Consider the following 26,275-nt stretch of genomic DNA (forward strand, 5'->3'; position numbering starts at 1 on the left):
GCGCCATGGCTGAGTTCGACGCGAGAGAGAGGTTCGCCTCTTCGCCCGTCGCGCAGCTTGCGACGGCGGATGCCGACAGCGTCCCCCACCTTGTCCCGGTGGTGTTCGCGGTCAGCCATGACGTCATCTATACCGCGGTGGACGCCAAGCGAAAGTCCACGCAGAGGCTGCGCAGGTTGGCCAACATCGAAGCCAACCCCACGGTCAGCCTCCTCGTCGACCACTACGACGAAGACTGGTCGCAGCTGTGGTGGGTGCGTGCCGATGGGACCGCCGAAATCCATTACAGCGGCGAGCAAATGGCCACCGGCTATTTCGAGCTGCGGCGCAAGTACGTCCAATATGAACGCATAGCGCTCGACGGGCCGGTAATCGCCGTCACCGTGTCGCGCTGGTCAGGGTGGCAGGCCTGACCACCGCAGTGCATTTTTGCCGGCGTCGATGTCGACCGGTCGGGAATAGATCTTTGCTGTCCGGCGTTTAGCGAGCGAGCTTTCTGGCCATCTTCCCGTCGGTTTTGGTACCGGCGAACCACTGGCGATCCTGCCAACCGGCAGTCAATTACTGCCATCGGAATTAATGGGCTGACCTGTCGGTTTATTCGTTCAGCCGGATTGAAAAGCTTTGTAGCCCGGCGCCAATCGCGGCCAGGTCCATGGGTCGAACCGCATACAACAGAAGAGAAGAAGGCACCAAAGATGAAGAAGATCGGATTAGCCACCATCGTCGCAGGCGGACTGACCGCGGCGACCCTGGGACTGGCCGCGCCCGCCATCGCCGCACCGACCGGCCCTGGCAACGCCCAGGACACCATCAACGACCTCAAGGCCGATGGTTACAACGTCATCGTGAACCGCGTCGGCGGAACGCCACTCGAGCAGGCGACCGTCGTCGCCGTGCGACCCGGTCAGACGTTCTCGCGGACTGACTCGGGAAATCCGGGCGATAGCCTGGCCACCACGGTCACCAGCAAGACCGTCTACGTCGACGTCAAGTAATCGGCTCGTAAGCATTCAAGGGGCACCCCATCGGGGGTGCCCCTTCTGCGTGGGCCCATCATGTACCGCGTGACGGAGTACTCGCTGCCGATCGTGCCGCGCTACGCGGAGATAGACCAGCAGGCCGTGGTGTTCAACGGCCACTACCTCACCTGGTTCGACGAGGCAGTCACCGGATTCTTCGACCACCTCGGCGCGAGCTATCCGGACCTGATGTCGGCCGACCTCGATATGCAGGTGGTGCACACCGAAATCGACTACGCCGCACCGGTTCGGTGGCGCGACAGCGTGCGCGTAGCGGTGGTGTGCGAACGGGTGGGCACGACGAGTTTCACGCTCGCCTTCTCCGTCCTTCGCAGGCGCGACGGGTCCGAGGAGTCGCTCGCGGTGCATGGGCGCAACGTCTACGTCGTCGTGTCCACAGAGGACTGGACCAAGCGACAGATACCCGATGCGCTCCGCAAGGTGCTGTCGACGTAGGCGCCTCGATTACCTGTCAGGTAGTGGTCGCGTCGACGGTGCGGGTCTAACGTCGCAATTGTGCATAACGGCGTGGGCGGCGGTGAGCTGCTGCGGCAATGGCGCCAGCGGCGCAGGCGCAGCCAGTTGGACCTCGCACTGGACACCGGTATCTCCGCCCGCCACCTCAGCTTCGTCGAAACCGGACGGTCCCGGCCTAGCCGTGGGCTGCTTCTCGCGCTCGCCGAACAGCTCGACGTGCCCCTGCGTGAACGCAATGCGCTGATGCTCGCAGCGGGATACGCGCCGACCTACGCCGAGTCGGATCTCAACGGTGCGGAGAGTCAGGAGGCGCGCGACGCGCTCGAGCGTCTGCTGGCAGGCCATGAGCCCTACCCCGCGGTGGTACTCGATCGGTGGGGCGACGTCGTGCTGACCAACCGCGCGGTGGGTCCGCTGCTGGAGGGCGCCGACGCCGAACTGCTGACCCCCCCGATCAACGCCTACCGGCTCAGCCTGCACCCGAAAGGAATGGCTTCGCGTATCCGCAACAGGGCCGAGTGGACCGCCCATCTCGGCCACCGGCTGGCCCGGCTGGCGCGGCTCACCGGTGACCCGCGGCTTGCGGAGCTTCTCACCGAGATCCGCAGCTATCCGGGTGTCGCCGACGCACTCGACGACTTCGGTGAGCCGGCAACATCAGACTTGTTGCTGACGTTGCAGCTGACCCACCCCGCAGGTGACCTCCGGCTGCACAGCACCCTGACGAGCTTCGGCAGCCCGCACGACGTCACCCTCTCTGAGCTGACCGTCGAGTCATTCTTCCCGGCCGACGACGCCACCCGGCAACGGCTGCAAGAACTTTCGGGCTAGCGCAGGCTACGCCTGGACGATGATCGGGTCACCGATCCGGACGGTGTTGTAGTACCAGTCGGCATTGTCAGGGCTGAGGTTGATGCAGCCGTGGCTGACATTCGAGTTGCCCTGAGAACCGACCGACCACGGCGCGCCGTGCACATAGACGCCGCCCCAGGTGACCCGAACGGCGTCGTTGACGGTGAGCTTGTAGCCCTCCGGGTCGCTCAGCGGGATGCCGATGGTGCGGGAATCCATGACCACCACCTGCTGCTTCTCCAGCGCGGTGAACTTGCCGACCGGCGTCGGGAACTTGGACTTACCCATCGACGCGGGCATCTGCCGGATCACCTGGTCATCGATGCTCACGGTGAAGGTGTGGGCATCGATATCAGCGACACCGACGACGGCCGACCCGGTCTCGAAGCTCGTACTGAAGCCGCCCGCAGTCACCGAGATCGGCGAGTGGGCGGGCCAGAACTGATCCGGAACCCATTGCACGACTTGATTGCTCAGCCAGGTGAACTGCCCGGTCGGCGTCTTGTCCGAGGCGATGTGGATCGACTGCTCGGCGCGAGCGAGGTTGGTGACCGGCTCGGCGAAGGTCACCTCCACCGGTGCGGCGACACCGACCACGTCTCCTGACGCAGGCGTGATGGCGGTGACGGCGAGGTCCGACCTGGGTCCCGGCACCGCGGCCAAGCCTGCGGGGGCCGGACCCACCATGGCGACAGCCGTAGCCCCAACCACGACGAGTACGTACCGAACAGCTCTGCGCAACGCTTCTATCCCTTCACTGACTTCCCGACCAGCAAAGTCCATTCTAGTGACCCAAACTGTGCGGGGCCGCCGACAAGCCGTAACTCCACGTCGGAACGGGTCTTGCACACCGTCGGGATAAGCGGAATTGTTGGATTGACACCCGGGCCCGACGAAGCGACCCGGGCCGGAAGGGGCCGTCATGGCGGACAAGGCGAATACTTCTGCGGGCGCCGGAGCCGCCCCAACCGCGGACAGTCCGGCCGCCATCCGAAATGTGGTGCTCATAGGCCCATCGGGTGGCGGCAAGACCACACTCGTCGAGGCGCTGTTGACCGCCACCGGGGTGCTGTCGCGATCCGGATCCGTCGTGGACGGCTCGACCGTGTGCGATTTTGACGAAGCCGAGATCGCCCAGCAGCGATCGGTGGGGTTGGCTCTTGCGCCGCTTTCGCACAACGGCGTCAAGGTGAACCTGATCGACACCCCCGGCTACGCCGACTTCGTCGGCGAACTTCGGGCCGGCTTGAGGGCCGCGGACTGCGCGCTGTTCGTGATCGCCGCCAACGAAGGTGTCGACGAACTCACCAAGTCGCTGTGGTTGGAGTGCCAGCAGGTCGGGATGCCACGCGCCGTCGTCGTCACCAAGCTCGACCACGCCAGGGCGAACTACGACAACGCGCTGCTCGCTGCGCAGACGGCGTTCGGCGACAAGGTGCTTCCGCTGTACCTGCCCGCCAACTCCCCGTGCACGGGCCTGATCGGCTTGCTGTCTCAGACGCACTACGAGTACAGCGGCGGCAAGCGGACCACCAAAGAGCCCGACTCGTCCTACGCCGACCGGCTCTCCGAACAGCGCGGCACGCTGATCGAGGGGATCATCGAGGAGTCCGAGGACGAGACGCTGATGGAGCGTTACCTCGGCGGTGAAGAGATCGACGAGAAAGTGCTGATCGAGGATCTGGAGAAGGCGGTCGCCCGCGGCTCCTTCTTCCCGGTGATTCCCGTGTGCAGCAGCACCGGAGTCGGAACGCTCGAACTGCTCGAGATCGCCACGAGCGGGTTCCCGTCTCCTCTCGAGCACCCGCTACCCGACGTGTTCACCCCGCAGGGCAAGGACCACGCCGGCCTGCGCTGCGATCCACAGGGACCGCTTCTCGCCGAGGTGGTCAAGACGACGTCGGACCCATATGTCGGCAGGGTCAGCCTGGTCCGGGTCTTCTCCGGCACCATAAGGCCCGACGCGACGGTTCACGTGTCGGGCCATTTTTCGTCCTTCTTCGGTTCCTCGGCAACCAACGGGAGTTCGGTCGGCCACGAGGACCACGACGAGGACGAACGGATCGGCACGCTGTCATTCCCGCTCGGCAAGCAGCAGCGACCGGCGGGCACGGTGGTGGCGGGCGACATCTGTGCGATCGGGCGGCTGTCCAAAGCCGAAACCGGCGACACGTTGTCCGACAAGGCCGAACCACTCGTGCTCAAACCGTGGGACATGCCCGAGCCACTGCTGCCGATCGCGGTGCAGCCGCACGCCAAGACCGACGACGACAAGCTGTCCGTCGGCCTGCAGCGATTGGCGGCCGAAGACCCGACACTGCGCGTCGACCAGAACCCCGAGACCCACCAGATCGTGCTGTGGTGCATGGGCGAGGCGCACGCAGGCGTTGTGCTGGACGGGTTGGCCAACCGGTTCGGGGTCAGCGTCGACAAGATCGACCTGCGCGTGCCGCTGCGCGAGACCTTCGGCGGTTCGGCGAAGGGACACGGCAGACACGTCAAACAGTCCGGCGGGCACGGCCAGTTCGCCGTCTGCGACATCGAGGTGGAGCCGTTGCCGGAAGGGTCGGGCTTCGAGTTCGTCGACAAGGTGGTCGGCGGTTCAGTGCCGCGGCAGTTCATCCCGAGCGTGGAAAAGGGCGTGCGGGCACAGATGGAGAAGGGCGTCGGCGCGGGTTATCCGATGGTCGACATCCGCGTCACGCTTTACGACGGCAAGGCACACAGCGTCGACTCGTCCGACTTCGCATTCCAGATGGCGGGCGGGCTCGCGCTCCGCGAGGCGGCGGGTGCGGCGAGGGTCACTCTGCTCGAACCGGTCGACGAGGTGTCGGTGCTGATACCCGACGACCTGGTCGGCACGGTGATGGGCGACCTGTCCAGCCGTCGCGCGAGGGTTCTCGGCACCGAGAACGTCGGCGAAGACCGCACACAGGTGAAAGCCGAAGTGCCCCAGGCGGAGTTGACTCGCTACGCCATCGACCTGCGCTCGCTCTCGCACGGCGCGGGCTCATTCACCCGCACCTTCGCCCGCTACGAACCCATGCCGGAGTCAGCGGCCGCCAAGGTGAAGGCCGGAGCATGATTGCTCCTTAGGTGCGCGGAGCCTAGGAGACGGCCTTCAGCGCGGCCGCCGCGGTCGCGAACATGGTGTTCTTGATCGCGCCGATCGTGCCTGGGTCCTTGGCGCCAAGTGGCGCAAGAATGTTGAGGGCCGTGCCCGTAACGGCGTCCTCCTCGGCGGTCGCATCGACAATCCCGATCGCGGCGGCCTGCGGCCCGCCGAATCGGCGGCCGGTGGTCATGGCGGCAACGGCCGCCTGAGGCGTCAACTTCGCCTGAATCAAAGCCGCCATACCTGGCGTGAACGGGATGCGGATATCGACTTCCGGGAAGCAGAAATAGCCGCGGTCGACCCGCATCACCCGAAAGTCGTGGGCCAGGGCCAGCATTGCGGCCGCACCGAAGCTGTGACCGCCGATCGCTGCCGCCGTGGGCATCGGCAGCGTCAGCATGCGGGCCAGTAGCGCCTGTACACGCCCGACGTACCACTGGGTCTGGTCGCCGTGGGCGGCAAGCCAGTCGAGATCAAGACCGTTTGAGTAGAACTTCCCGGTCGCCACCGTGACCAGCGCGTGCGCGCCAAGAGATGTCGCATCGTCGAGCTGGGCATCGAATTCATCGAGAAACTCTGGCGAGAACCGGTTTTCGTCGTCGCCGAGATGCAGCACGGCTATCGTGTCCTGAAAACTGAGTCCAATGGGCATCGTTGCGTTCACTCCGGTAGGTCTTAAGGGGGCGGGAGACCACATCACGAGGGTATCCGCCTGGAAATCCGTTGCCACGGCCACGTAATCAGCGCCCACACGATCAGGATCAGCACGGCCGCCACGAATACATATGACGGCCACGGCCCGAACAGGTCGAGCAGCGACGGAGTGCTCGGCTTCCTGTTGAGGAATCCGTAGTTGGAGCCGGCAATGCTGTTGAACGTCAAGGCGGTCACCGCCCACGCCAGCGTGACGCAGATGGCGAAGCGGTAGTCGCGCCACGTCGGTCGATAGCCCCGGCCCCAGGTCAGGTAGATCGCGGCCCAAACCACGAGCAGGTGAATAGCCCAGAAGGCCAGGAATCGATAGTTCGGGAAGTCCGGCCCGCGCAGCACAGGTGAGATCAACGCCTGCACGCTGAGCGTCAACCCCCAGTAATAGGTCAGCGTAACGGCCCAATGCCGTTGCGACCACAACGCATAGGCACCCGCGGCCGTGGCGAGGTCGGTCAGCTGCAGCGGCACCGACCACGTTATCGAGGGCGGGATGAGCGAGTAGATCAGCACGGCCGCATAGATCAGTCCGGTCAGCGCCCCGAGGATCCGGCCGAGCGTGCGGGCCGCAGCCTCGGTCTGCCTGCGTCCGATCCAGACCAGCAGCACCGCACCGATCGCGAACACCGCGAGCACGGCCCAGTGCGACGGGCCGTAAGCCGTGAACTCGCGGTGCGTCAGCGGGCCGCCACCTCAGCTCTCGCGGTGCCAGGAAGCGGGCGGCGAGCGGTCTCCCGCAGCGTGAGCACGGTCACCAGCGAAACCACCGCCGCGGCAATGACATAGAACGCAGGTGCCAGGTTGTTGCCGGTGCTAGCGGTGAGCCAGGCGACCATGTACGGGGTGGTGCCACCGAACAGCGCGACGCAGACGTTGTAGCCGATCGAGAAGCCGCTGTATCGCACCCTGGTGGCGAACAGCTCGACACCGGTGGCAACGGCGACGGAGATGTAGGTCGATTCGATCGCGGCCAGCAACGCGTGCGCGGTGATCGCCGCAGCGACCGAACCCGAGTTCAGCAGCAGGAACAGTGGATACGCCAGCACCGCGAAAGCCAATGTGCCCGCGATGAGCAGCGGCCTGCGGCCGATCCGGTCCGAAAGCGCCGCAAGAGGCAGGATAGCCACGATCGCCACCACGCACGCCACGGTGATGGAGACGAAGGCGGTGGTCTTGGAGAAGTGCAGCGTCTTGATGAAATACGTTGGCAGATAGGTGAAGACGACGTAGTAGCCAACATTGAACATGATCATGATCCCGATCACCGCAAGGATCGCCCGCCATGCGGTCCTCACCGCCTCACGCAGCGGTGATGCGGCGACGTCGTCCGAGGCGGCCAACTGCTCGAATGCCGGGGTGTCGGTCAGCTTCAGCCGGATGTACAGGCCGACGAGGCCCAACGGTCCGGCGATCAGGAACGGGATGCGCCAACCGTAGGAGTCCATGGCCGCATCGCCCAGCAGCGTCTGCAGCAGCGTCACCGTCACCGACCCCAGCAGGAAGCCGACGACACCGGACCACGCGATGAAGGTGACCGTCAGACCCCGTCGCGCATCGGATGCGAACTCGGCGAGATAGCACGCCCCGCCGCCGTACTCCCCGCCAGCGGAAAAGCCTTGCAGGCAACGCAGAAACAGCAGCAGCAGCGGGGCCCCGACTCCGATGGCGTCATATGTCGGCAGCAGACCCATCGCCAGCGTCGAGCCTGCCATCAGCAGGATGACGATCGCGAGCACCCGCTGTCGGCCGATCCGGTCGCCGAGCGGACCGAAGACCAGCCCACCGAGTGGCCGCATCACGAACGCGGCGGCGAAGATCGCGAATGTGTTGAGCAGCGCCGCCGTGTCGTTTCCGGCGGGGAAGAAGTTCGCCGCGATGAAGGTGGCAAGGAAGCCATAGATCGCGAAGTCGTACCACTCGACGGCGTTGCCGATCGAAGCACCGCTGATGACCCGACGTAGAGGAGAGGCACCGCTCACCCCGACCACGCTAAATCAATCGACTGACTTAATGAAGATCTTTTCAGTCCACCGCGATGAGCTCGAGCTGAATGTTGTCCGGGTCGCGGAACACCACCGTCGAGTACGTGATCGGTTCGGTTTCGTCGACGATGCCGGTGTGGCTGATCCCCAGTGCATCCAGCCACGCCGTCCAGACCTCGAGTGCCTGGCGACCAGCGACTCCGAACGACACATGATCCAGACCGGTGCGCGCCTCGTCGAACCGTTCGCCGCGATTGCCTGCATTCCTGTGCAGCCCGAAGATCAAACCAGACCGCGGCTCGAGGAGCAGAACGCTGTAACCCGTTTCCTCGCGCCCGTAATGCGGGATCGTGACGCCCATCCGCTCGGTGCGCAGCACCCGTTGATACCACGCGATGCTGGCCTCGAGGTCGGTGACCGTCAACGACACATGATGGACTCCGCCGAATCTGGCGTCGATGGTCGCCGTCAACGTATGCCTTTCGTCTCGTGGTCGCCTGCACCGAAGTGTATGGGTGGCGGGAGTGATTGTGGCCGTCCCGGCTGCACGCCGAGTTCCTTTGCGGCACAGCACGGTCGGAATGCGTCACGGCCGCCCCTACATGAGTCGCGTTCTGCGTTACGCCAGGTGATTACTGCGCGACGTCCTCCGACTTGTCCTGCGCCTCGTCCTCGGCCGGTTCCCGCGTCTTGTCCTTGACGCGGGTCTTGTACAGGCTCGCGGCGGTGGTGATGACGAGGACCACGATGATGACGCCAAGGGACAGTAGCGTCGGAATCTCCGGCACCGGGACGTGCTCGCCGCCGTTGATGAACGGCAGCTCGTTCTCGTGCAGCGCGTGCAGGATCAGCTTCACGCCGATGAAAGCCAGAATGATCGCGAGCCCCTGAGACAGGTAGACCAGCCTCTTGAGCAGATCGCCGAGCAGGAAGTAGAGCTGGCGCAGGCCCATCAAGGCGAACACATTGGCGGTGAACACCAGGTAGGGCTCCTGGGTCAGCCCGTAGATCGCCGGGATGGAGTCGAGCGCGAAGATCAGGTCGGTGGTACCAAGGGCGACGATGACGAGGAACATCGGCGTCATCAGCCGCTTGCCGTTCTCCTTGATCCAGAGCTTCAGCCCGTGCCACTTGTCGGTCATCTGCAGGTGGCTGCGGGCGAATCGCACCACGAAGTTGTCCGCGTCGTCGTCGTGTTCGGTGTCGCGCGCCAGCGTGACCGCCGTGTAGAGCAAGAACGCGCCGAAAATGTAGAACACCCAGGAGAACTGGTTGATCGCGACGGCGCCGAGCGCGATGAAGATGCCACGGAAGATCAGCGCCAGGATGATGCCGACCAGAAGCGCCTGCTGCTGATACTTCTTGGGCACGTTGAAGCTGGCCATGATGATCAAGAAGATGAACAGGTTGTCGACGGACAGGCTGTACTCGGTGAGCCAGCCGGCGAAGAACTCGACGCCGAATTGGCTGCCGTGGAAGAAGTACACCCAGATGCCGAACGCGATCGCGAGCCCAATGTAGACCGAAAGCGCTGTCACCAGTTCGCGCTTCGATGGTTCATGCGGCCGTCGGCCGATGACCACGACGTCGAACAGCAGGACAGCGATCGTCACGGCCAGGGTGATGATCCACTCGAGTTGGGTTACTTGCATCTACGGTGCCTCCGGTCGCCAAAACGGCCGAGGTCTCTTCCGCCAACCGCTCGGCCCGCGGGCCGGTCGTCTGATGACAGGCGACGTGATGACGACTCCGCGGCTAAGGAATACTCCCCTCGCCTTCAGTCTGTCAGATACCTGTGGGATATGCCCACCCGGTGCTGTCTGCCTCGACTCGCACTCGCTCCGGTCCTCGCTCGTACCTCGCTGCGATCCTCACTCGTGGTCGTCTTCGGGGCTGTGCGACGATGCCCCGATGACGGCGCGTCCAGCACATTTCACCCCGGCGGGCGACGATCGCTACCTGCCGACCAAGTACGCGCAGAGCCACTGGGGACCCGATCACCTCAACGGTCCCGCGCTGGTCGGCCTTGCCGCCCGCGCCTTGGAGACGGAGTTCGGGTCGCCGGAGTTCATGCCGACTCGGCTCACCGTGGACCTTTTCAAGGCCGCGCGCGGAGTACCGACGACCACGAAGGTCACGCTGGTCAGGGATGGGCGCAGGGTGCGCAACTCCGAGTGCGAGATCATGCAGGACGGTGTCACCGTGGTGCGTGCAACGATGGTGGCCTACCGCCGCTCGGAGGCGCCGCGGGGCGAGCAGTGGGCGTCGGCCAACGACTTCGCCTGGCCGCCGGAGCTGGGCGGAGTCGGCATGTCCTATATGGGCAGCGACGGTGTCGGCTGGACGAAGGGCATCGCCGAACACCAGCACACCGCGCGCAAGCGGTTCATCAACCGGATGATCGATGTCGTCGAGGGCCACGACAACACACCCTTCGTGCGCGGCGCGATGGTGGCCGAAGGCGCCAGCCTGGTCACCAACCTCGGCTCGGCCGGGGTTGGTTACATCAACGGCGACCTCACCGTCGCGCTGGCCCGGTTGCCGGTCGACGAGTGGATGGGCGTGCAGGCCGACTCGCACTGGGCGGCGGACGGAATTTCGGTCGGTACGGCGACGATGTTCGACCGCATCGGTGCATTTGGCTCGGCGCTGGTGACCGCGGTCGCCAATCCGGCGGCGCAGATCGACTTCGCCGCCGATCCGTTTCCCTCGCGCAGTCCTGGCTGACCGCCTAGTGCTTGGCCTTGGCCTGGTCCGCGGCCGCCTGCTCCTGATCCTGCTGAGCCTTTTGCGCCGCGGCCGCGATCGCAGCCCGGCCCTCGGGGCTGGCCGCCGAGTTTCCGGCCAGCTGCGACGTCGCCACAGGCAAATTGCAGTTCAAGTTCAGCAGCACCGTGTCGGTGACCGGGGCGAAGTCGTCGCCCTTGATCCACGGCGCCTTCTGGGAACTTTCCACGACGCAGTCGTCGTCGTTGGCGATGTCGCCGACGCGGGTCGCGATCACGCCGGTCAGGTCGGCATCGCCGAGCTTGGACTGGACATCGGAATACTTCTGTCCGGCGTAGTCGTCTGCGGCGGCGATACCGGGCGTCAGCACCATCGTCGACGACGCCGCCATGGCGAGTACTCCAGCTGCAACGGCCTTGAACCTCATCGCGTCCAACCTCCTCATAGGTTGGACAAACCGTAAATTTCGGGTCTGGCAGTAGCCTGGCCTGCCGCGGGACAAGTGCTGAAAGTTGGCTGGCCGATTGCTGAGGCGTTTGTTAACGGCGGAAAACCACCCAGCGCAATGCGCTGTACATGAAGGCCGCCTCACAGCAACCTGCCAGGATTCGCGCCAGCCGGAAGTCGATGCCGACGGCCGTCAAGGCGCTGGACACCCCGAGGATGAACGCCAGATAGTTCACAAGGACCACGACGACGTAGACCGCGAACTGGGGCCCGACGGGCGCATGCGACACGAAGTTCATGGTGCGGTTCAGGCCATAGCTCAGGGTGAACGCACACGCGTAGGCCACGGTGACGGCGACCGGTATCGGCAGGCCCAGCCCTGCATGCAGAACCGAAAGCAGCAGCAGGTCGACACCGAACGTGAACCCGTTGATCACCGCGAATCCCAGAAACGTCGGGGCGACAATGGCGTTGAGCCGCAGGGGTAAACGCGCGACGGCCGCGATGCAGAACCGATGAAAGCGGTCCGCTCGGCTTTCTCGGCTCGGCGGCAGCGATTCGACCCGCACATGGCTACGGTGCCATGGACAGGTATCCAAAGCGTGAGCAGCGGGCCAACTCCGGGCGACGCGGATCAGCGGGGTATGAAACCTGCTGCTCGGCAACATCGCTCGGTGGCTTCGTTATCTGGATAGCGGTGCTAAATATGCGCGTCTGATGCGCATACAGCAAAAGTGTTGAGATACTGGCCGGGTGCCGAGCCGCGTGGTCAGTCGACCAGAAGAGGGTCGAGCGGTTACGACATTCCTCGCTGCCGCGGCATCGGGGCCTGCCGCCTTGGTCGCCGAAGGGGAGCCGGGCATCGGCAAGACCACCCTCTGCCTCTCCGCCATCGATCTCGCGCAAGAACGCGGGTTCCTGGTGTTGTCGGCCCGGCCCGCCGAGGCGGAGTCGGTGCTCGCGTACGCCTCCCTCGCTGATCTGCTGTCGGGCGTCGACTCGTCGGTGCTGGCGGACCTGCCCACCCCGCAGCGGCTCGCGATCGACCGGGTCCTGTTGCGCGCGGATGCCGAGGATCTGTCCACTGATCAGCGCGCGGTGGGGGCCGGCTTCGTATCGGTGGTCGAGCTGCTCGCGGAGAAGGCTCCCGTGCTGATGGCGATCGACGACCTGCAATGGCTCGACCCGTCGAGCCGCAACGTGATCGCGTTCGCCGCTCGACGGCTGTCGGCCCGGGTCGGCGTGTTCGGCACTGTCCGAACGGATCCAGACGAACACGGCAGTGCGGCATCCTGGCTGCAGTTGCCGCAGCCAGACGGCGTGCAGCGGGTGCAGATGCGGCCGCTGAGCCTTGGTGGCTTGAACGCCGTCATCACCCAGCGACTCGGGCGCTCGCTATCGCGGCCGGCAATCGTTCGGATACAAGAGGTTTCGGGAGGCAACCCGTTCTACGCCCTCGAATTGGCTCGGGCGATGGACGGTGGCGTCAGAAGCGCCGACATGGCCATGCCGATGACGCTCACCGAGCTGGTGCGCGCCCGGATCGGCAGCCTCGACGAGTCGGCCCGCGACGTGCTGCTGGCGATGGCCTGTCACGCCGCGCCGACCGTCGAGCTGGTGTCCCGGGCGACCGGGATCCCCGCAGAGGATGTGGTTGCGCAACTCGAGGACATCGAGAGCAAAGGGCTCGTCGGAATCGACGGTCATCGCCTGCAGTTCGCACACCCCTTGTTGGCCAGGGGTTTCTATAACGACGTGACGCCTGCCCGGCGTCGATCGATGCATCGTCGACTGGCGGAGATCGTCGACGAACCCGAGCTGAAGGCCAGACATCTGGCGATGGCCGCCACGCACGGTGACGAGCTGACGCTGCTCGCCCTTGACGACGCCGCCGACATGGCACGAAGCCGAGGCGCACCGGCTGCGGCGGCCGAACTGCTCGATCTGGCCATCGGGCTGGGCGGCGGCACTCCTGAACGTCGAATTCTTTCCGCCGCACACCACTTCGACGCCGGCGAGCCCGCGCAGGCAAGGACGCTGCTGCAGGACACGATCGAACGGCTCGAGCCCGGTCCGAGGCGGGCGGAGGCGTTGACGCTGCTCGCCCTCGTCGCGTCGCTCAACGACAGCTTCGATGAAGCCGCCGACCTACTCGAAACGGCACTCGACGACGTCGGCGACGAGCTTGCCCAGCGCGTGGCCATCCTGGTGTCACTGTCGTTTGCCTCCGTCAACGCCGGGCGGATGGAATCCGCCGTTGCGCGCATCGAAGAGGCAGTCGCCAAAGCCGCTGAGCTCGGTGAGCCACATGCTCTCAGCCAGGCACTGGGAATGCGGGTGATGCTCCACTTCATGCGCGGCGAAGGCGTCGACGAACGCAGCCTGCACCATGCGGTCGAGCTCGAAGACAGCGACGCCGACGTCTCGTCGGCCTTCAGTCCACGCGTCCAGCGGGCCTTGGTGCTGGCCTGGATCGGCGCGCTCGACCGAGCCAACATGGAGTTGCTTGCGATCCGGCGCCGCTGCATCGACACCGGCGAGGAGGGTGAGCTCTCGTTCATCGATTTCCACACGGTGTTGATCCAACTCTGGCGCGGATCCATGGCCGAGGCCACGCTGATCGCCGAGGACGCGGTGGAGCGGGCGCTTCAACTCAACGGCGATCTGCCGTTGTCTGTGGCGCTGACAGTGCGTGCCGCCGTGGCCGCGTATGCGGGAGACGAGGGGTCGGTCCGTCGCGATGTCGCCGAGGCGATGGCGGCAAGCGAGCGCTGCGGATCGCGCAGGCTCGGTGAGTGGCCGGTGACGATGCTCGGATTCCTCGATGTCTCGCTCGGCAACTACGAGGCCGCGATCGAAACGCTCAAACCGCTGATGGGGATGCTCGAGGCGGTGCCGGATTCAACGGAGATCATCAACGCGTCCTATGTCCCCGATGCCGCAGAGGCCCTGATCCAACTGGGCAGGCTCGCCGAAGCCGAACCGCTGATCGCGGCGCTCGAACGCAACGGGCAGCGGCTTGACCGGGCGTGGATGAAGGCAGTCGGCGCACGGTGCCGGGCCATGCTGCTCGCGGCGCAGGGCGACATCCATGCGGCAAACCGTGCCGTCGAACTGGCGCTCGCCGAGCACGGACGGTTGCCCATGCCGTTCGAACGGGCACGCACCCAGCTGCTGGCCGGCCAGCTTCAGCGCAGGCAACGCCAAAAGGACCAAGCCGCAACGACTCTGCGTGAGGCGCTGAAGACATTCGAGGATCTCAACACCCGGCTGTGGGCGGACCGGGCCCGCGCCGAACTCGCCCGCGCCGACGTCGGCACCCGCCGGATGTCCAACCTCAGCCCGTCCGAGCAGCGGGTGGCCGAACTCGCCGCCACGGGTATGACCAACCGCGACGTCGCCGCCGCACTGTTCATCAGCCCCAAGACGGTGGAGTCCAACCTGGCCAGGATCTACCGCAAGCTGGACATCCACTCACGCGCCGAACTCGGAAGGCACATGGGTCATTCCGGCCAGTAGCACCGGTCAGGGGTTGCGCACGCAGTCGTAGGTGAGCGGAATCTCCTCGCCCAGCTCGACGACCTCGAACTGATCGACGCCGATGTCACTGAACGACTGTGAATCGATGCCGAGGTCGGCCCACTTGGCCTTGTTGTTGCGGTCGTCGGCGAAGGTGAGTGCGATCTCGCCGCCATCGGCCAGCAGCATGCCGTGCGTCTTGAGCGCTGTGAGGATCACCTTCTCTGAATCGGAGTAGCCGGATTCGTCGAAGTCGGGCTTCAGCCGGAACCGAACCCCGTAGGGCGGTGCGTCCGGCTCAGTGCTCTCCGGGCCGCCGGCGTGGGTCGCCGGGTGCACGTACACGTCGGCCTTCATCCGGTCGTTGGGAAGAATGAACCGCAGCGCGTGATTGACTGCGCCGGAAGCGACTTCGTCGGCGGTCGGTGTCATGGCGGTGATCGGGAAGCCGGCGGCGTCGGCACTGGTGCACTGGTCGCCGCGCAGGTTTTCCGGGTATGACTTGTTCAGGTCCCAGATGAACATCGACTGTGTGGTGATGCTGTCACCGGACTGGTTGGCCTGGTAGAGCTCGTAGAGCTTCTGCTCGTCGCGATCGGCAACCAGCAGGTGGCAATCGCCCTGCCCCTCGGTGTTGCCTGAGATGTCGCAGGAAAGGTCCTGCGAGCCTTCGATATTGGCGTCTGACGGCACCGGCATCTGCGTCGGAACGCTGTCACAGTCCGGACCGCCGCCGCAGTAGTCCTCGATACCGACCACATCCATCCGCGGGGTGCTGCTGTCCGCGTTGAAGATCGAGATCGAGAAGTCGGTCTGCAGGACGTTGTCATTGCCCCAGCCGCCCGCGTCGGTGAGGGCCGCCAGAATCGCATCACTGCGGTCGGACTTCGCGGCCCCCGACACGTCGGTCGTCCATGGCTGATCGGATCCCGACGCAACGCCCACCGTCGCGGGGGCCGCGCTTGCACTGCCGGTCTGCGATTCGGGTGCACTCGAACTCGGGCCTTGGCTCGACACTGTGTGGGACCCGCACGCCACGCACGCCGTGGCGGTGATACAGATGACGGCGAAGGCGACGAGTCGCGCGGAGTTAAGGTGCGATTTCATGCAGCGCTCAGCGCCTCTCGGAGATGGTTGAGCCGTGTCCAGACGCTATCGCGGTGGGCGTGTGCGAGATATCGGGTGTTTCCCTACCGTTGACGGCGCGTCACGGCAGCACGATGCGCAGTCGTTCCCAGCCCCTTACGGTCGACGTCGGCGCGGGCACGGCGCTGTCGTAATCGATCCCCCACTCCGGCCACCGGTTCAACAACTCGTCGAGGGCCACCCGGCCCTCCAGTCGGGCGAGGTTGGCCCCTAGGCAGTAGTGCACACCCTTGCCGAACGCGAGATGGCTGATGCTGTCGCGGTGGATGTCGAAGAGCTCCGGATCGGTGTAGCGCCGCGGGTCGCGGTTGGCGGCACCGACGAGAAGCAGGATCGCGCTGCCCGCGGGCACGGTCGTGCCGTACATCTGGAAATCCTTGACGGCATACCGGGCCAGGTGCGGGCCGGTCGGCTCGAAGCGAAGGGTCTCATCGACGGTGCGGGTCAGCAGTGAGCGATCCTGGTACACCTGGCGGCGCTGGTCGGGGTGCTCGGCGAGCACCTTGGCGAGCCAGCCGATGAGCCTGCCGGTGGTCTCGTTGCCCGCGCCAGCGACGACCTGCGTGTAGTGCAGGATCTCCTTGCGGTCCAGCTTGCGGGTGACGCCGTTCTCGTCGTCGAACTCCATGGTCAGCAGCGCCGTCATCAGGTCGTCTGACGGGTTGCGCGAACGCCACTCGACGTAGTCGGCGTAGATGCTGCCGTCGGCGATCCTGTCGGCCTTGGCCACCTTCATCGGGGCGCCGGGCTTGGTGCGCAGGTTGGCGTCGTTGGCGTCGCGGACCGCGATCTGGTCGGATTCCGGAATCCCGAGCAGCATGCCGATCACCCGCATCGGCATCATCGACGCGAGTTCGGCGACGATATCGAAGCCGTCCGAACCGACATGCGGGTCAAGGCAATTGACGCAGAACCGCCGGATCTGGTCCTCGATCTCGGCCATCCGCCGCGGCGTGAACACCCGGCTCATCAGCCCCCGCAACATGGTGTGCACCGGCGGATCCTCGAACATCATCACGCCCTTGGGCATGTCGAAGTCGGAGTTGACGAGCTCGAGGATGTCGCTGCGAGAGTTGGAGAAGGTCTGCCAGTTCGCGATCGCCTTCTCGACGTCGGTGTGCCGCGAGATCGCCCAGAACCGGTATCGCTCGTTGTGGTAGAGCGGCGCTTCCTCGCGCAACCTGGCGAAGGTCGGCCACGGGTCCGCGGCGATGTCGAGGTCGTACGGGTCGTAGTAAACGACTGCGTCGTCGGTGATCGTCATTGTGGTCCCTCTATTTCAGCAGGCTGCCCGCGTCAACGGGCAGCGTGACACCGGTGACGTAGCGCGCCTCGTCGGAGGCCAGGAACAACACCGCGTTGCTGATGTCGACCGGCTCCACCCAAGGAATCGGAAGGAAGTGGAACGACTGGCAGATCGGCGCGAGGTCGTCGGGTCCGGGGTTCTCTAGGTCGGGACGGAACAACCGATAGGTCGCCTCGTTCATCAGCAGCGGAGTACAGACGTGGGTGGGATGAACGGTGTTGACCCGGATCGAACGGTGCCCCAGCTCGACGGCGAAGGTGCGCATCAGCCCGACGACACCGTGCTTGGCCGCGATGTAGTGGCCGACCTGCGGGTAGGCCTTAGTACCGCCGACCGAGCTGGTGATGATGACCGAGCCGCCGCGACCGCCCGCCAGCAGGTGCGGCACCGCGGCCTTCACCGTCTTCCACACACCGCCGAGGTTGACGTCGATGGTCTCGTCGAAGATGTCCTCAGCCATCTTGTGCAGCTTCACGCCCGTGGTGCCGATGCCTGCGTTGGCGACGACGATGTCGAGCCGCCCGAGCTGCTCGACGCCGCAGTCGACGGCGGACGCCAGCGCCGCGAAGTCGCGTACGTCGACTTGGGCCGTGACGATCCGGCGATCCAGGTTCTTGACCAGATCCGCGGTCTCGGCGAGGTCCTCCGGGGTGGCCGCAGGTGCGGTCGAGTCTTCGAACCCGCGGCAGATGTCGACCGCGATGATGTCGGCGCCTTCCTCGGCGAGCCGTACCGCGTGGCTGCGACCCTGGCCGCGCGCGGCCCCGGTGATGAATGCGACCTTGCCGTGCACCCGTCCGGCCATGACACCTCGAGTTCTTCGGCTCTTGTTGGGCGACTGCCCAACATTTAAGCTGACGCCATGTCTAGCAGTCGGCGAAGCGCTTGGTCAAGACCCAGATGACGGCCGCAAAATCGACACGGCGTGACTCTGCGACCCGGCAGGCGTTGATCCGAGCAACTGCCCAAATCATGCTCGAGGAAGGCTATGCCGCCGCGACCTCGAGGCGGGTCGCGGCGAAGGCGGGGGTGAAGCCGGCGCTGGTGCACTACTACTTCCCGAGCATGGACGACCTGTTTCTGGCCGTGTTGCGGGAAGGCGCCGAGGCCAACCTTGTCCGCCAGCGTGAAGCCTTGGCGGCCGACGAACCACTGCATGCGTTGTGGCAGCTCAACAACGCGCACGGCGCGCGGCTGCTGATGGAGTTCATGGCGCTGGCCAACCATCGCAAGGAGATCCGCAGCGAGATCGTCGACTATGCGACGCGGTTCGGTGACCTGGAGGAGAGCGCGGTCACCTTGGCGCTGCGGGCACACGGCGTCGATAGGGCCCAGTTTCCACCGGTCGTGATGTCGATGATCGTGACCAGCCTCGCCCGGATCCTGGTGCTGGAGCGCAGCCTCGGCGTCACCCGCGGCCACGCCGAGGCGGAAGAGTTCGTCGAGCGTCTACTCGACAGGTATGAGATGCCGTCCTGAAAGACCGATGTGAATAACGTTTCGGTCACTATCGCGATCACGATCATTTAAGAATCGGCGTCGAATTCTGAGAAAGCACGGGCATTCGCCCCCGGGACTCTAGCTTATTCGCCGATATTGAGGCGAACATCACGCCCACGGGCTGTAACGCATTTAGTGACGTCATCAGCCGGTTCGCAGCTCAGGTTTGACCACTTTCGAATGCGGCTACCGTGTATTTGGGCGGGGATACAAAAGCAATCGCAATTCGAAGGAACAATTGATCATGAATTTCAGTGGCATAACTGTACGCCGGAAAATGGCCGGCGCGATCGTCGGTTCGCTGCTCGGCGGGGTCGCCGCAGCCACCATCGCAGCGCCGTCCGCCGCCGCTGCGCCGCAGGGCTGCAGCGCAGCCGATGTCGCAGGCACCACCAGCTCGACGCTCGGTGCGGCTCGTGGTTATTTGAACGACCACCCGGCTGCCAACCAGGTCGTGACGGCTGCTTTCAACCAGCCGCGTGGACAGGCCGCGACCGACCTCAGGAACTACTTCACCGCCAACCCGGGCGAGTACTACGACCTGAAGGGCATCCTGTCGCCGATCGGTGAGAAGCAGCGCCAATGCAATGTGACCGTGCTGCCCGCAGACCTGCAGTCGGCCTACGACGAGTTCATGGCCGGCTAGTTCACCGCGTTACGACAGAACCCGCCGCTGCAGCCGACGCTGTGGCGGCGGGTTTCGCGTCTAGTCCGCGCGGTGGGCCCACTGCAGGGAGCCGTACGCCAAGTCCAGACACTGGAGGGCGATCCCATCTGAGCCCTGTGCCGACAGGTTGAGCGCCGGGCACGGCATCGTCACGTTGTAAACCCCGATGAGCGGGCCTGCGGAAACCCAGGCGCCTGCGGCGTTGCACACGACCGTCCCCCCGGCGGGTTCCAGCCCGTATGCGAAGGCGCGGCGCGGTTGGGGGACGCACGGCGTACCCGCGGTGACGTTCCTGGCCACGTTCGGCACACAATCAGCCGAGTAGCACCAGTCCGCAGATGCGTTGGCGGCGAACAGGATCGACGTCGGCAGCAGCGTGCCCGCCGCGAGCGTGGCGCCCACAAGGCCACCGAACATCCCGATTCGAACCGTCATGCCGGATCCTCTCCTTGGTGACTCCGTTTGCAACGGTATCGCCACCGACGGCTGTGCGTGCCTGCAAATCGCAATGCGCTCCCGTGAGCCCGACGCGACATCACCGGTCCGCGGACCGCCGGACCGGTTCGCGACCAGGGGGCTGGGGCGGCGGGGGCAGCAGCGCCTTGCGGCGCCGGACAGCCACCGTCGACGGCGAATCCGTGCTCAGCTCGAGAGGCTCACCCGCGTGACGGATGGTCAGCGTCGAGTGGGGCCCGTCGCGAAGGGTGTAGGTGACCTCGCCGTGGCCGGCATCGACGGTGACCCGGAAGTCTCGCCAGCGCAGGCGGAACCGTAACCGGTCGATGCCGCCGGGCAGCTGCGGATCGAGTGCCAGGATCCCTTCGTCGTCGCGCAGGCCGCCGAATCCCGCGACCAACGCGGTCCACGCCCCGGCGAGCGACGCCATGTGCAGGCCGTCCTCGGTGTTGTTGTGAAGGTCGCGCAGGTCGATCAGGGCGGCTTCGTATGTGTAATCGTGTGCCAGCTCGAGGTGACCCACGGCCGCGCACATCACCGCCTGGGTGCACGCCGACAGCGACGAGTCTCGGGTGGTGCGCCGCTCGTAGTAGTCGAGGTTGCGCGCCATCTGCTCCGGTGTGAACGCATGGCTGCGCCAGTGCATCGCCAACACCAGGTCGGCCTGCTTGATCACCTGCGACGGGTACAGCCGCACGTAGGGCTCGTGGAGCAACAGCGGATATGTGGTGTTGCCGGTGAAGTTCCATTCCCGAAGGGTGGTGAAGCCGTCGCTCTGTTCGTGGACGCCCAGATCCTCGTCGTAGGGGATGTTGGCGGCGTTGGCCGCGTCCCGCCACCCGGCCATCTCCTCGGTGGTGACCCGCAGCGCGCCAGCGGAATCGGGATGCCGCTCGCACGCGTCAGCGGCGGTCCGCAGATTGTGCATCGCCATCAGGTTGGTGAAGACGTTGTCCCGTACCAGGGCGCTGTACTCGTCGGGTCCGGTGACGCCGTCGAGATGCCAGACACCGTGCCGGTCATGGTGTCCCAGCGAGAACCACAGGCGTGCCGTCTCGACGAGCACCTCGAGGCCACACTCGGCCTCCAACGAGTCGTCGCCCGTGACGACCCGATAACGGTCGAACGCCATCGCGATGTCGGCGTTCACATGCCACGCGGCGGTGCCTGCGGGCCAGTACGCCGAGCATTCCTCGCCATGGATGGTGCGCCACGGGAAGGCGGCACCCCGAAGGTCGAGCTCCTCGGCGCGGGCGCGGGCGAGGTCGAGCGTCGAGCTTCGCCAACGCAGCGCGTCGGCGGCCGCACCGGGCGCGGTGTAGGTCAGCACGGGCAACACGTAGCCCTCGGTGTCCCAGAAGGCGTGGCCGTCGTACCCGCTTCCGGTCAGCCCCTTGCCGCCGATCGCACGGCGCTCGGCACGCGCGCTGGCCTGTAGGACGTGAAAGAGGCCGAACCGTACCGCCTGTTGGCAGGTGGGATCGCCGTCGACCTCGACATCCGCACCGTCCCAGAAATCGTCGAGGAACTCACGTTGCGCATCGAGCAGACCCTGCCAGCCTGCGTATTTCGCGCCGGCGATCGCACCGGCGACCTGGTCGCGCAGCGCGGGCCGCGACCGCATGCTCGACCACCCGTAGGCCAGGTACTTGACGATGCGCAGCTGCTGTCCCGGCCGCAGCCCGCAGATCACGGTGGTGCGCGCCAGATCCTCCTGCGCATCTGTGCTGACCTCGACGCGGCCAGGGACCTCGACGTCATGCTCCATGGCGGCGGCCATCATCAGGCCGCTCTCCCGTGTCGTGTGCACCAGCACCGCGCCGCTTTCGGTGGCTTCGTGGCGCACCGCCGCGAGCACATTGCACATCAAGGCGGCCGCCCGCGGATCCTTCGAACGGTCCGGCAGGTCCTCGTTGGTGACCAATTCCGATTGGACCGTGACGCGGACGAAGTCGTCGACGGCCTCGACGACGTACTCGATGGCGGCAACCCCGCGCTGCGCCAACGAAACCAGCCGAGTGGAATGCACCGCCACCTGTTTGCCTGCCGGGGATGTCCACCTCGCGGTGCGGGTGAGCGTGCCTGCCCGCATGTCCAGCTCCCGCTCGTGGGTGTGCAGGTCGCCGTAGCGAACGTCGAACGGCTCGTCCTCGACGATCAGCCGGATGATCTTGCCGTTGGTGACGTCGACGATCGCCTGTCCTTCGTCGGGATAGGAGAATCCGGTCTCCGCGTACGGCAGGGGCCAGGTTTCGTAGAACCCGTTCAGGTATGTGCCAGGCAGTCCGTGGGGCTCACCTTCCTCGAGGTTTCCGCGCAGCCCGATGTGGCCGTTCGAGAGTGCGAACAGCGACTCGGTCTGAGCGATCCGGTCCAGGTCCAGGCTGGTCTCGCGGACATGCCACGGCTCCACCGGGAAGGCGTCGTCGTCGATCATCAAGACTCCAGCAGGTCGGCCAGATCCGACACGACGACGTCAGCTCCGTTGCGCCGCAACTCCTCTGCCTGATCGTTGCGGTCGACCCCGACCACCAGCCCGAAGTCGCCAGCCCGGCCCGCGGCCACCCCTGCGAGCGCGTCCTCGAACACCGCCGCCTGCGCGGCCGACGCATCGAGCAGTTGGGCGGCACGAAGGAACGAGTCGGGTGCGGGCTTGCCTGCGATGTTCTCCTTACGCATGGTGTCCCCGTCGACGCGGACCTTGACGCAGGAAGCCAGACCGGTGACCTCGAGCACCTCGCGGGCGTTGGAGCTGGACGACACGACCGCCACCGCGAGCCCGGCCGCGGCGACGGCGTCGAGGTAGCGGCGGGATCCCTCGAAAACTGCCACGCCGTCGTTTCGCAGTGTCTGGTGAAACAGCGCATTCTTCCGGTTTCCCAGACCGTGCACCGTCTCGGCTTCGGCGTCGTCGTCCGGTTTCCCCTCTTGGAGACTGATGCCGCGGCTGTCCAGAAACGACCGGACGCCGTCTTCGCGCTTCTTGCCGTCTACATACCTCTGGTAGTCGGCGTCGATGTCAAAGGGGACGAATTGATCTCCGCTGCGCTCGGCCCGCGCCTTCAGGTAGGCGTCGAACATTTCCTTCCATGCTTTGCGGTGCACGCTGGCCGTGTCGGTGAGCACACCGTCGAGGTCGAACAGGCAGACATGTACACCTTCGGGTAAACCCAGCGTCTCGGCCACACGCGCAGGGGTACCCACCATCGCCCGACCATAGACTGGCTAAATGGCCGATCTGCATCCCGGCGTCGCTGCTCTTGCTCCTCTTCTCGGTGTTTGGGCCGGTCAGGGCGCAGGCCAGTATCCGACCATCGCGCCGTTCGAGTACTTCGAAGAGGTCACGTTCGATCATGTCGGCAAGCCGTTCCTGCGCTACAGCCAGGCGACCAAGGCCGTCGAAGATGGTCGTCCGTTGCACGCGGAGACCGGCTATCTGCGGGTACCGTCGGCGGGGCGGCTGGAGTTGGTGCTCGCACACCCGACCGGTGTCACCGAGATCGACGAGGGCACGCTGACTGTGACGGGCACGACGATCGAGATGGACCTCGTCGCGACGACGATCGGGCGCACCGCGTCGGCTAAGGAAGTGACGGCGCTTGGCCGGTTCATTCGCGTCGACGGCGATGAGCTTTTCTACACGGTGCGCATGGGCGCTGTCGGCCAACCGCTGCAGGACCACCTGACGGCCACGCTGCACAGGAAGCAGGCATGACCCCTACCGCTACCACCGAAGACGGACGAATCCGGGTCCCCGCCGACCTCGACGCGGTCACCGACGTCGGCACAGAAGACCACTCCGACATCGACCCGGCGTCGATCGAACGGATCTGGCAGGCGGCGCGGCACTGGTATGCCGCGGGCATGCATCCGGCCATCCAGGTGTGCCTGCGGCACAACGGGAAGGTGGTCCTGAACCGGGCGATCGGCCACGGCTGGGGCAACGCCCCCGACGACCCACCCGACGCGGAGAAGGTCGCGGTCGCGACGGATACACCGTTCTGTGCGTGGTCGGCGGCCAAGTTCGTCGCGACGACGGTGGTGCACATGCTCGTCGAGCGTGGCGCCTTCTCGTTGGACGACTGTGTGTGCGACTACCTCCCCACCTACACCAGCCACGGCAAGGACCGCACCACGATCCGGCACGTCATCACCCACAGCGCAGGTGTGCCGTTCGCCACCGGTCCGCGGCCCAACCTGGACCGGATGGACGACTCCGAGTATGCGCAGCGCAAACTCGGCGAGCTGAAGCCGATACACCGGCCCGGCCTCGTGCACATCTACCACGGCGTGACGTGGGGGCCGTTGGTGCGGGAAATCGTCTCGGCCGCAACAGGAAAGGGCATCCGCGAAATACTCGCCACCGAGATCCTCGACCCGCTCGGGTTCCGATGGACGAACTTCGGTGTCGCCGAGCAGGATGTGCCGCTCGTGGCGCCGAGCCACAACACCGGTAAGCCGCTGCCCGCACCGATGGCGAAGGCGTTCAAGATCGCTGTCGGCGGCACCATGCGCGAGATCATCCCGTTCGGCAACACTCCCATGTTCCTCACCGGCGTGGTGCCGTCGTCCAACCTGGTCTCCACGGCAGACGAGATGTCCCGGTTCGCAGAGATCCTGCGACGGGGTGGTGAACTCGACGGTGTTCGCGTGATGCAGCCCGAAACGCTACGTGCGGCGACCAAGGAATGCCGCCGCCTCCGCCCCGACATCGCCGACGGGCTCGCGCCCCGCCGCTGGGGCACCGGCTACATGCTCGGGAACAAGCGGTTCGGGCCGTTCGGCCGCAATGCGCCCGCGGCCTTCGGCAACACCGGCCTGACCAACATCGCGGTGTGGGCCGACCCGGAACGCGGTCTCGCCGCCGGGGTGATCAGCAGCGGCAAGCCGGGCGGTCACCCGCAGGCCAAGCGTTACCCGGCGCTGATGGACCGGATCACCGCCGAGATCGCGCGTCAGCGGATCTTCTCGCCGTAGACCTTGCGCACCGTCAACGCCATCAGCACCCGGCGGTCGGACACCATCACCGACCGGTACTCGTCCCAATCCGGGTGTTCGCCCGCCGCGCTGCGGTAGTAGTCGACGAGCGCCTGGACTTCAACGCCATCCGGATCGGTTCCCGGCCCGGTCAGCGTCACCGAGCCTTCCGCGGTGGCCCACGCCCACCCGTCGGGGCTGGTGACTTCGAGAGCGGCCCGCGGGTCCCGCCGCAGATTCGCGGTCTTGGCCCGGCCTTCGGTCATCGATACATAGATGACGCCGGCGTCGCGGTCGTAGAACGGGGTGATGGGCGACAGTTGCGGCAGTCCGTTCGACTTGATCGTCGCGAGCACACCGATGCGGCTCTCGGCGAGCAGCGTGTGGGGGTCGAATCCTGAGGCGGTCATGCCGTGGGCAACCTGCGACCATCTGTCCGCTATTCCGGTACTGCCCGGTAAACTCGCGGTGCTGTCGCCGGTGGGGCGGACAGACCTGGAGGTAAGCATGGACGGTGCGGCATCAAGTAGCTGCGCGATCGAAGAACGCCGCATCGATTCCGTCAGCGTGGTGGCGGTGGCCGGTGTGGTGGACATGCTTACGGCCCCCGACCTGGAGAAGGCGATAGCCGAGGCCGCCAAGAATTCCCCGACCGCCGTGGTCGTCGACATGAGCGACGTCGAGTTCCTCGCATCCGCGGGTATGGGGGTGCTGATCGCCGCCCAGGATGAGCTCTCGCCGGCCATCCGGTTCGCGGTCGTCGCCGACGGACCCGCCACCAGCCGGCCGCTGAAGCTGGTCGGCGTCACGGACGTGGTCGACCTATACGCCACGCTCGATGAAGCACTTGGCGCCTTGACGAGTTGATGCTCTGACGAGTTAAAAGGGCAACTATCGGGTAGCCAGAACCCTGAGATGGAAGATTCCGGGCCAAGCGACTCGAGGACACGGTTCGCACCGACGAACGTCCTCGCCGATGCCGCATCCGCCGCACAGATGCGCCAGGCGTTCGCCGGCTGGTTGAAACGGCATTTCGCCCTCGATGCGACGAAGGTCAGCGATGTGGTGCTTGCGGTCAACGAGGCATTGGCAAACGCGGCCGAGTTCGCCTACACGACAGCGCCGCAGCCCGGCGCGATGAATTTGCTGGCTGACTATGACAGCCGCACCGCGGTGCTGTCCGTAACCGTCACCGATGAGGGTGCCTGGCGTATCGCGGACTCCGAGAGGAAAAGCATCTCCCGCGGCAGGGGCATACCCCTCATGCGCGCACTGGCCGATCGCGCCACCATCGACTCGACCCCGGCGGGCACCCGGGTCTGCCTGGAGTGGAATCACGTCGCCGCAGCGCAGAACGCGGTGACCTGACCTCGC

28 protein-coding genes are annotated in these 26,275 nt (G+C 65.8%); 13 read left to right on the forward strand and 15 right to left on the reverse strand.

Going from position 1 to position 26,275, the window contains the following annotated elements:
• Window positions 1-5 precede the first annotated feature (5 nt).
• The 4 genes from D6M19_RS09460 (at window position 6) to D6M19_RS09475 (ending at window position 2,330) form a co-directional block, all read left to right on the forward strand.
• Entirely contained in the window at window positions 6-413 is a 408-nt protein-coding gene (locus D6M19_RS09460) for a TIGR03668 family PPOX class F420-dependent oxidoreductase (RefSeq protein WP_123024938.1), read from the forward strand.
• A 285-nt stretch (window positions 414-698) separates the two neighbouring features.
• Window positions 699-998: a hypothetical protein gene (locus tag D6M19_RS09465; protein ID WP_123024939.1), complete on the forward strand. Its 300-nt coding sequence runs from the start codon at window positions 699-701 to the stop codon at window positions 996-998.
• Between the two features lie 60 nt (window positions 999-1,058).
• Entirely contained in the window at window positions 1,059-1,478 is a 420-nt protein-coding gene (locus D6M19_RS09470; protein ID WP_123025048.1) for an acyl-CoA thioesterase, read from the forward strand.
• Window positions 1,479-1,538: 60 nt separating this feature from the next.
• Window positions 1,539-2,330, forward strand: coding sequence for an MmyB family transcriptional regulator (locus tag D6M19_RS09475; protein ID WP_234834785.1), 792 nt, complete (start codon window positions 1,539-1,541; stop codon window positions 2,328-2,330).
• Window positions 2,331-2,336: 6 nt separating this feature from the next.
• Here D6M19_RS09475 and D6M19_RS09480 read toward each other — a convergent pair whose 3' ends face one another.
• Entirely contained in the window at window positions 2,337-3,038 is a 702-nt protein-coding gene (locus D6M19_RS09480) for a L,D-transpeptidase (RefSeq protein WP_123024940.1), read from the reverse strand.
• Between the two features lie 235 nt (window positions 3,039-3,273).
• Between D6M19_RS09480 and D6M19_RS09485 the strand changes: the two genes are divergently transcribed.
• Window positions 3,274-5,436: an elongation factor G-like protein EF-G2 gene (locus D6M19_RS09485; protein WP_123024941.1), complete on the forward strand. Its 2,163-nt coding sequence runs from the start codon at window positions 3,274-3,276 to the stop codon at window positions 5,434-5,436.
• A 22-nt stretch (window positions 5,437-5,458) separates the two neighbouring features.
• Here D6M19_RS09485 and D6M19_RS09490 read toward each other — a convergent pair whose 3' ends face one another.
• The 5 genes from D6M19_RS09490 to D6M19_RS09510 all read right to left on the reverse strand — a co-directional run bounded on the left by D6M19_RS09490 (window position 5,459) and on the right by D6M19_RS09510 (window position 9,808).
• Window positions 5,459-6,118 (reverse strand): enoyl-CoA hydratase-related protein, encoded by a 660-nt coding sequence (locus D6M19_RS09490; protein ID WP_123025050.1) that lies wholly within the window; start codon window positions 6,116-6,118, stop codon window positions 5,459-5,461.
• A gap of 44 nt (window positions 6,119-6,162) precedes the next feature.
• Window positions 6,163-6,855: a YwaF family protein gene (locus D6M19_RS09495; RefSeq protein ID WP_123024942.1), complete on the reverse strand. Its 693-nt coding sequence runs from the start codon at window positions 6,853-6,855 to the stop codon at window positions 6,163-6,165.
• Entirely contained in the window at window positions 6,852-8,153 is a 1,302-nt protein-coding gene (locus D6M19_RS09500; protein ID WP_164478407.1) for an MFS transporter, read from the reverse strand. Before D6M19_RS09500 ends, D6M19_RS09495 begins: the two co-directional genes overlap by 4 nt.
• Window positions 8,154-8,196: 43 nt before the next feature.
• The gene (locus D6M19_RS09505) at window positions 8,197-8,628 is read right to left on the reverse strand and encodes a VOC family protein (protein ID WP_123024944.1); all 432 of its coding nucleotides are present in this window, start codon (window positions 8,626-8,628) and stop codon (window positions 8,197-8,199) included.
• A gap of 160 nt (window positions 8,629-8,788) precedes the next feature.
• Window positions 8,789-9,808, reverse strand: a complete 1,020-nt coding sequence (locus tag D6M19_RS09510; protein ID WP_123024945.1) for a TerC family protein — start codon at window positions 9,806-9,808, stop codon at window positions 8,789-8,791.
• A gap of 259 nt (window positions 9,809-10,067) precedes the next feature.
• On the opposite strand from D6M19_RS09510, the gene D6M19_RS09515 reads away from it, so the two are divergent.
• Complete coding sequence (locus D6M19_RS09515) at window positions 10,068-10,883, forward strand: acyl-CoA thioesterase domain-containing protein (RefSeq protein ID WP_123024946.1); 816 nt, start codon at window positions 10,068-10,070, stop codon at window positions 10,881-10,883.
• A 4-nt stretch (window positions 10,884-10,887) separates the two neighbouring features.
• Here D6M19_RS09515 and D6M19_RS09520 read toward each other — a convergent pair whose 3' ends face one another.
• Both D6M19_RS09520 and D6M19_RS09525 read right to left on the reverse strand, forming a co-directional pair.
• Complete coding sequence (locus D6M19_RS09520; protein ID WP_123024947.1) at window positions 10,888-11,310, reverse strand: hypothetical protein; 423 nt, start codon at window positions 11,308-11,310, stop codon at window positions 10,888-10,890.
• A gap of 112 nt (window positions 11,311-11,422) precedes the next feature.
• Complete coding sequence (locus tag D6M19_RS09525) at window positions 11,423-11,899, reverse strand: GtrA family protein (protein ID WP_234834786.1); 477 nt, start codon at window positions 11,897-11,899, stop codon at window positions 11,423-11,425.
• Between the two features lie 184 nt (window positions 11,900-12,083).
• Here D6M19_RS09525 and D6M19_RS09530 point away from each other — a divergent pair, with 184 nt between their 5' ends.
• Window positions 12,084-14,849 carry a helix-turn-helix transcriptional regulator gene (locus tag D6M19_RS09530; protein ID WP_123024949.1) on the forward strand — a complete coding sequence of 922 codons (2,766 nt, stop codon included), beginning with the start codon at window positions 12,084-12,086 and terminating at the stop codon, window positions 14,847-14,849.
• A gap of 6 nt (window positions 14,850-14,855) precedes the next feature.
• Here D6M19_RS09530 and D6M19_RS09535 read toward each other — a convergent pair whose 3' ends face one another.
• The 3 genes from D6M19_RS09535 to D6M19_RS09545 form a co-directional block, all read right to left on the reverse strand.
• On the reverse strand, window positions 14,856-15,956 hold the full coding sequence (locus D6M19_RS09535) for a hypothetical protein (RefSeq protein WP_206428488.1): 1,101 nt from the start codon (window positions 15,954-15,956) through the stop codon (window positions 14,856-14,858).
• Window positions 15,957-16,056: 100 nt separating this feature from the next.
• Window positions 16,057-17,259: a cytochrome P450 gene (locus D6M19_RS09540; protein WP_123024950.1), complete on the reverse strand. Its 1,203-nt coding sequence runs from the start codon at window positions 17,257-17,259 to the stop codon at window positions 16,057-16,059.
• Window positions 17,260-17,269: 10 nt separating this feature from the next.
• Entirely contained in the window at window positions 17,270-18,106 is an 837-nt protein-coding gene (locus D6M19_RS09545; protein WP_123024951.1) for a mycofactocin-coupled SDR family oxidoreductase, read from the reverse strand.
• A gap of 95 nt (window positions 18,107-18,201) precedes the next feature.
• Here D6M19_RS09545 and D6M19_RS09550 point away from each other — a divergent pair, with 95 nt between their 5' ends.
• Both D6M19_RS09550 and D6M19_RS09555 read left to right on the forward strand, forming a co-directional pair.
• Window positions 18,202-18,780 carry a TetR/AcrR family transcriptional regulator gene (locus tag D6M19_RS09550; RefSeq protein WP_123024952.1) on the forward strand — a complete coding sequence of 193 codons (579 nt, stop codon included), beginning with the start codon at window positions 18,202-18,204 and terminating at the stop codon, window positions 18,778-18,780.
• 265 nt (window positions 18,781-19,045) lie between these two features.
• Complete coding sequence (locus D6M19_RS09555; protein WP_123024953.1) at window positions 19,046-19,447, forward strand: heme-binding protein; 402 nt, start codon at window positions 19,046-19,048, stop codon at window positions 19,445-19,447.
• 60 nt (window positions 19,448-19,507) lie between these two features.
• On the opposite strand, the gene D6M19_RS09560 is transcribed toward D6M19_RS09555, so the two are convergent.
• The 3 genes from D6M19_RS09560 to D6M19_RS09570 form a co-directional block, all read right to left on the reverse strand.
• Window positions 19,508-19,903 (reverse strand): hypothetical protein, encoded by a 396-nt coding sequence (locus tag D6M19_RS09560; RefSeq protein WP_234834788.1) that lies wholly within the window; start codon window positions 19,901-19,903, stop codon window positions 19,508-19,510.
• A gap of 100 nt (window positions 19,904-20,003) precedes the next feature.
• Window positions 20,004-22,361, reverse strand: a complete 2,358-nt coding sequence (locus D6M19_RS09565) for a glycoside hydrolase family 65 protein (RefSeq protein ID WP_123024954.1) — start codon at window positions 22,359-22,361, stop codon at window positions 20,004-20,006.
• Window positions 22,361-23,131 carry a beta-phosphoglucomutase family hydrolase gene (locus D6M19_RS09570; RefSeq protein WP_123024955.1) on the reverse strand — a complete coding sequence of 257 codons (771 nt, stop codon included), beginning with the start codon at window positions 23,129-23,131 and terminating at the stop codon, window positions 22,361-22,363. The genes D6M19_RS09565 and D6M19_RS09570 overlap by 1 nt, the downstream gene beginning before the upstream one ends.
• Window positions 23,132-23,153: 22 nt before the next feature.
• Between D6M19_RS09570 and D6M19_RS09575 the strand changes: the two genes are divergently transcribed.
• Window positions 23,154-23,639, forward strand: coding sequence for a peroxynitrite isomerase (locus tag D6M19_RS09575; protein WP_123024956.1), 486 nt, complete (start codon window positions 23,154-23,156; stop codon window positions 23,637-23,639).
• The gene (gene lipE, locus D6M19_RS09580) at window positions 23,636-24,901 is read left to right on the forward strand and encodes a lipase LipE (protein WP_123024957.1); all 1,266 of its coding nucleotides are present in this window, start codon (window positions 23,636-23,638) and stop codon (window positions 24,899-24,901) included. Before D6M19_RS09575 ends, lipE begins: the two co-directional genes overlap by 4 nt.
• Here the strand turns inward: lipE and D6M19_RS09585 are convergent.
• Entirely contained in the window at window positions 24,880-25,311 is a 432-nt protein-coding gene (locus D6M19_RS09585; RefSeq protein ID WP_123024958.1) for a PPOX class F420-dependent oxidoreductase, read from the reverse strand. The two genes, lipE and D6M19_RS09585, sit on opposite strands and share 22 nt — an antisense overlap.
• Before the next feature lie 97 nt (window positions 25,312-25,408).
• Here D6M19_RS09585 and D6M19_RS09590 point away from each other — a divergent pair, with 97 nt between their 5' ends.
• Both D6M19_RS09590 and D6M19_RS09595 read left to right on the forward strand, forming a co-directional pair.
• Window positions 25,409-25,768: an STAS domain-containing protein gene (locus D6M19_RS09590; protein ID WP_123025052.1), complete on the forward strand. Its 360-nt coding sequence runs from the start codon at window positions 25,409-25,411 to the stop codon at window positions 25,766-25,768.
• A gap of 48 nt (window positions 25,769-25,816) precedes the next feature.
• Window positions 25,817-26,269 (forward strand): ATP-binding protein, encoded by a 453-nt coding sequence (locus D6M19_RS09595; RefSeq protein WP_123024959.1) that lies wholly within the window; start codon window positions 25,817-25,819, stop codon window positions 26,267-26,269.
• Window positions 26,270-26,275: the final 6 nt, after the last annotated feature.

Source organism: Mycolicibacterium stellerae, from assembly GCF_003719305.1.
Classification (GTDB): Bacteria; Actinomycetota; Actinomycetes; order Mycobacteriales; family Mycobacteriaceae; genus Mycobacterium; species Mycobacterium stellerae.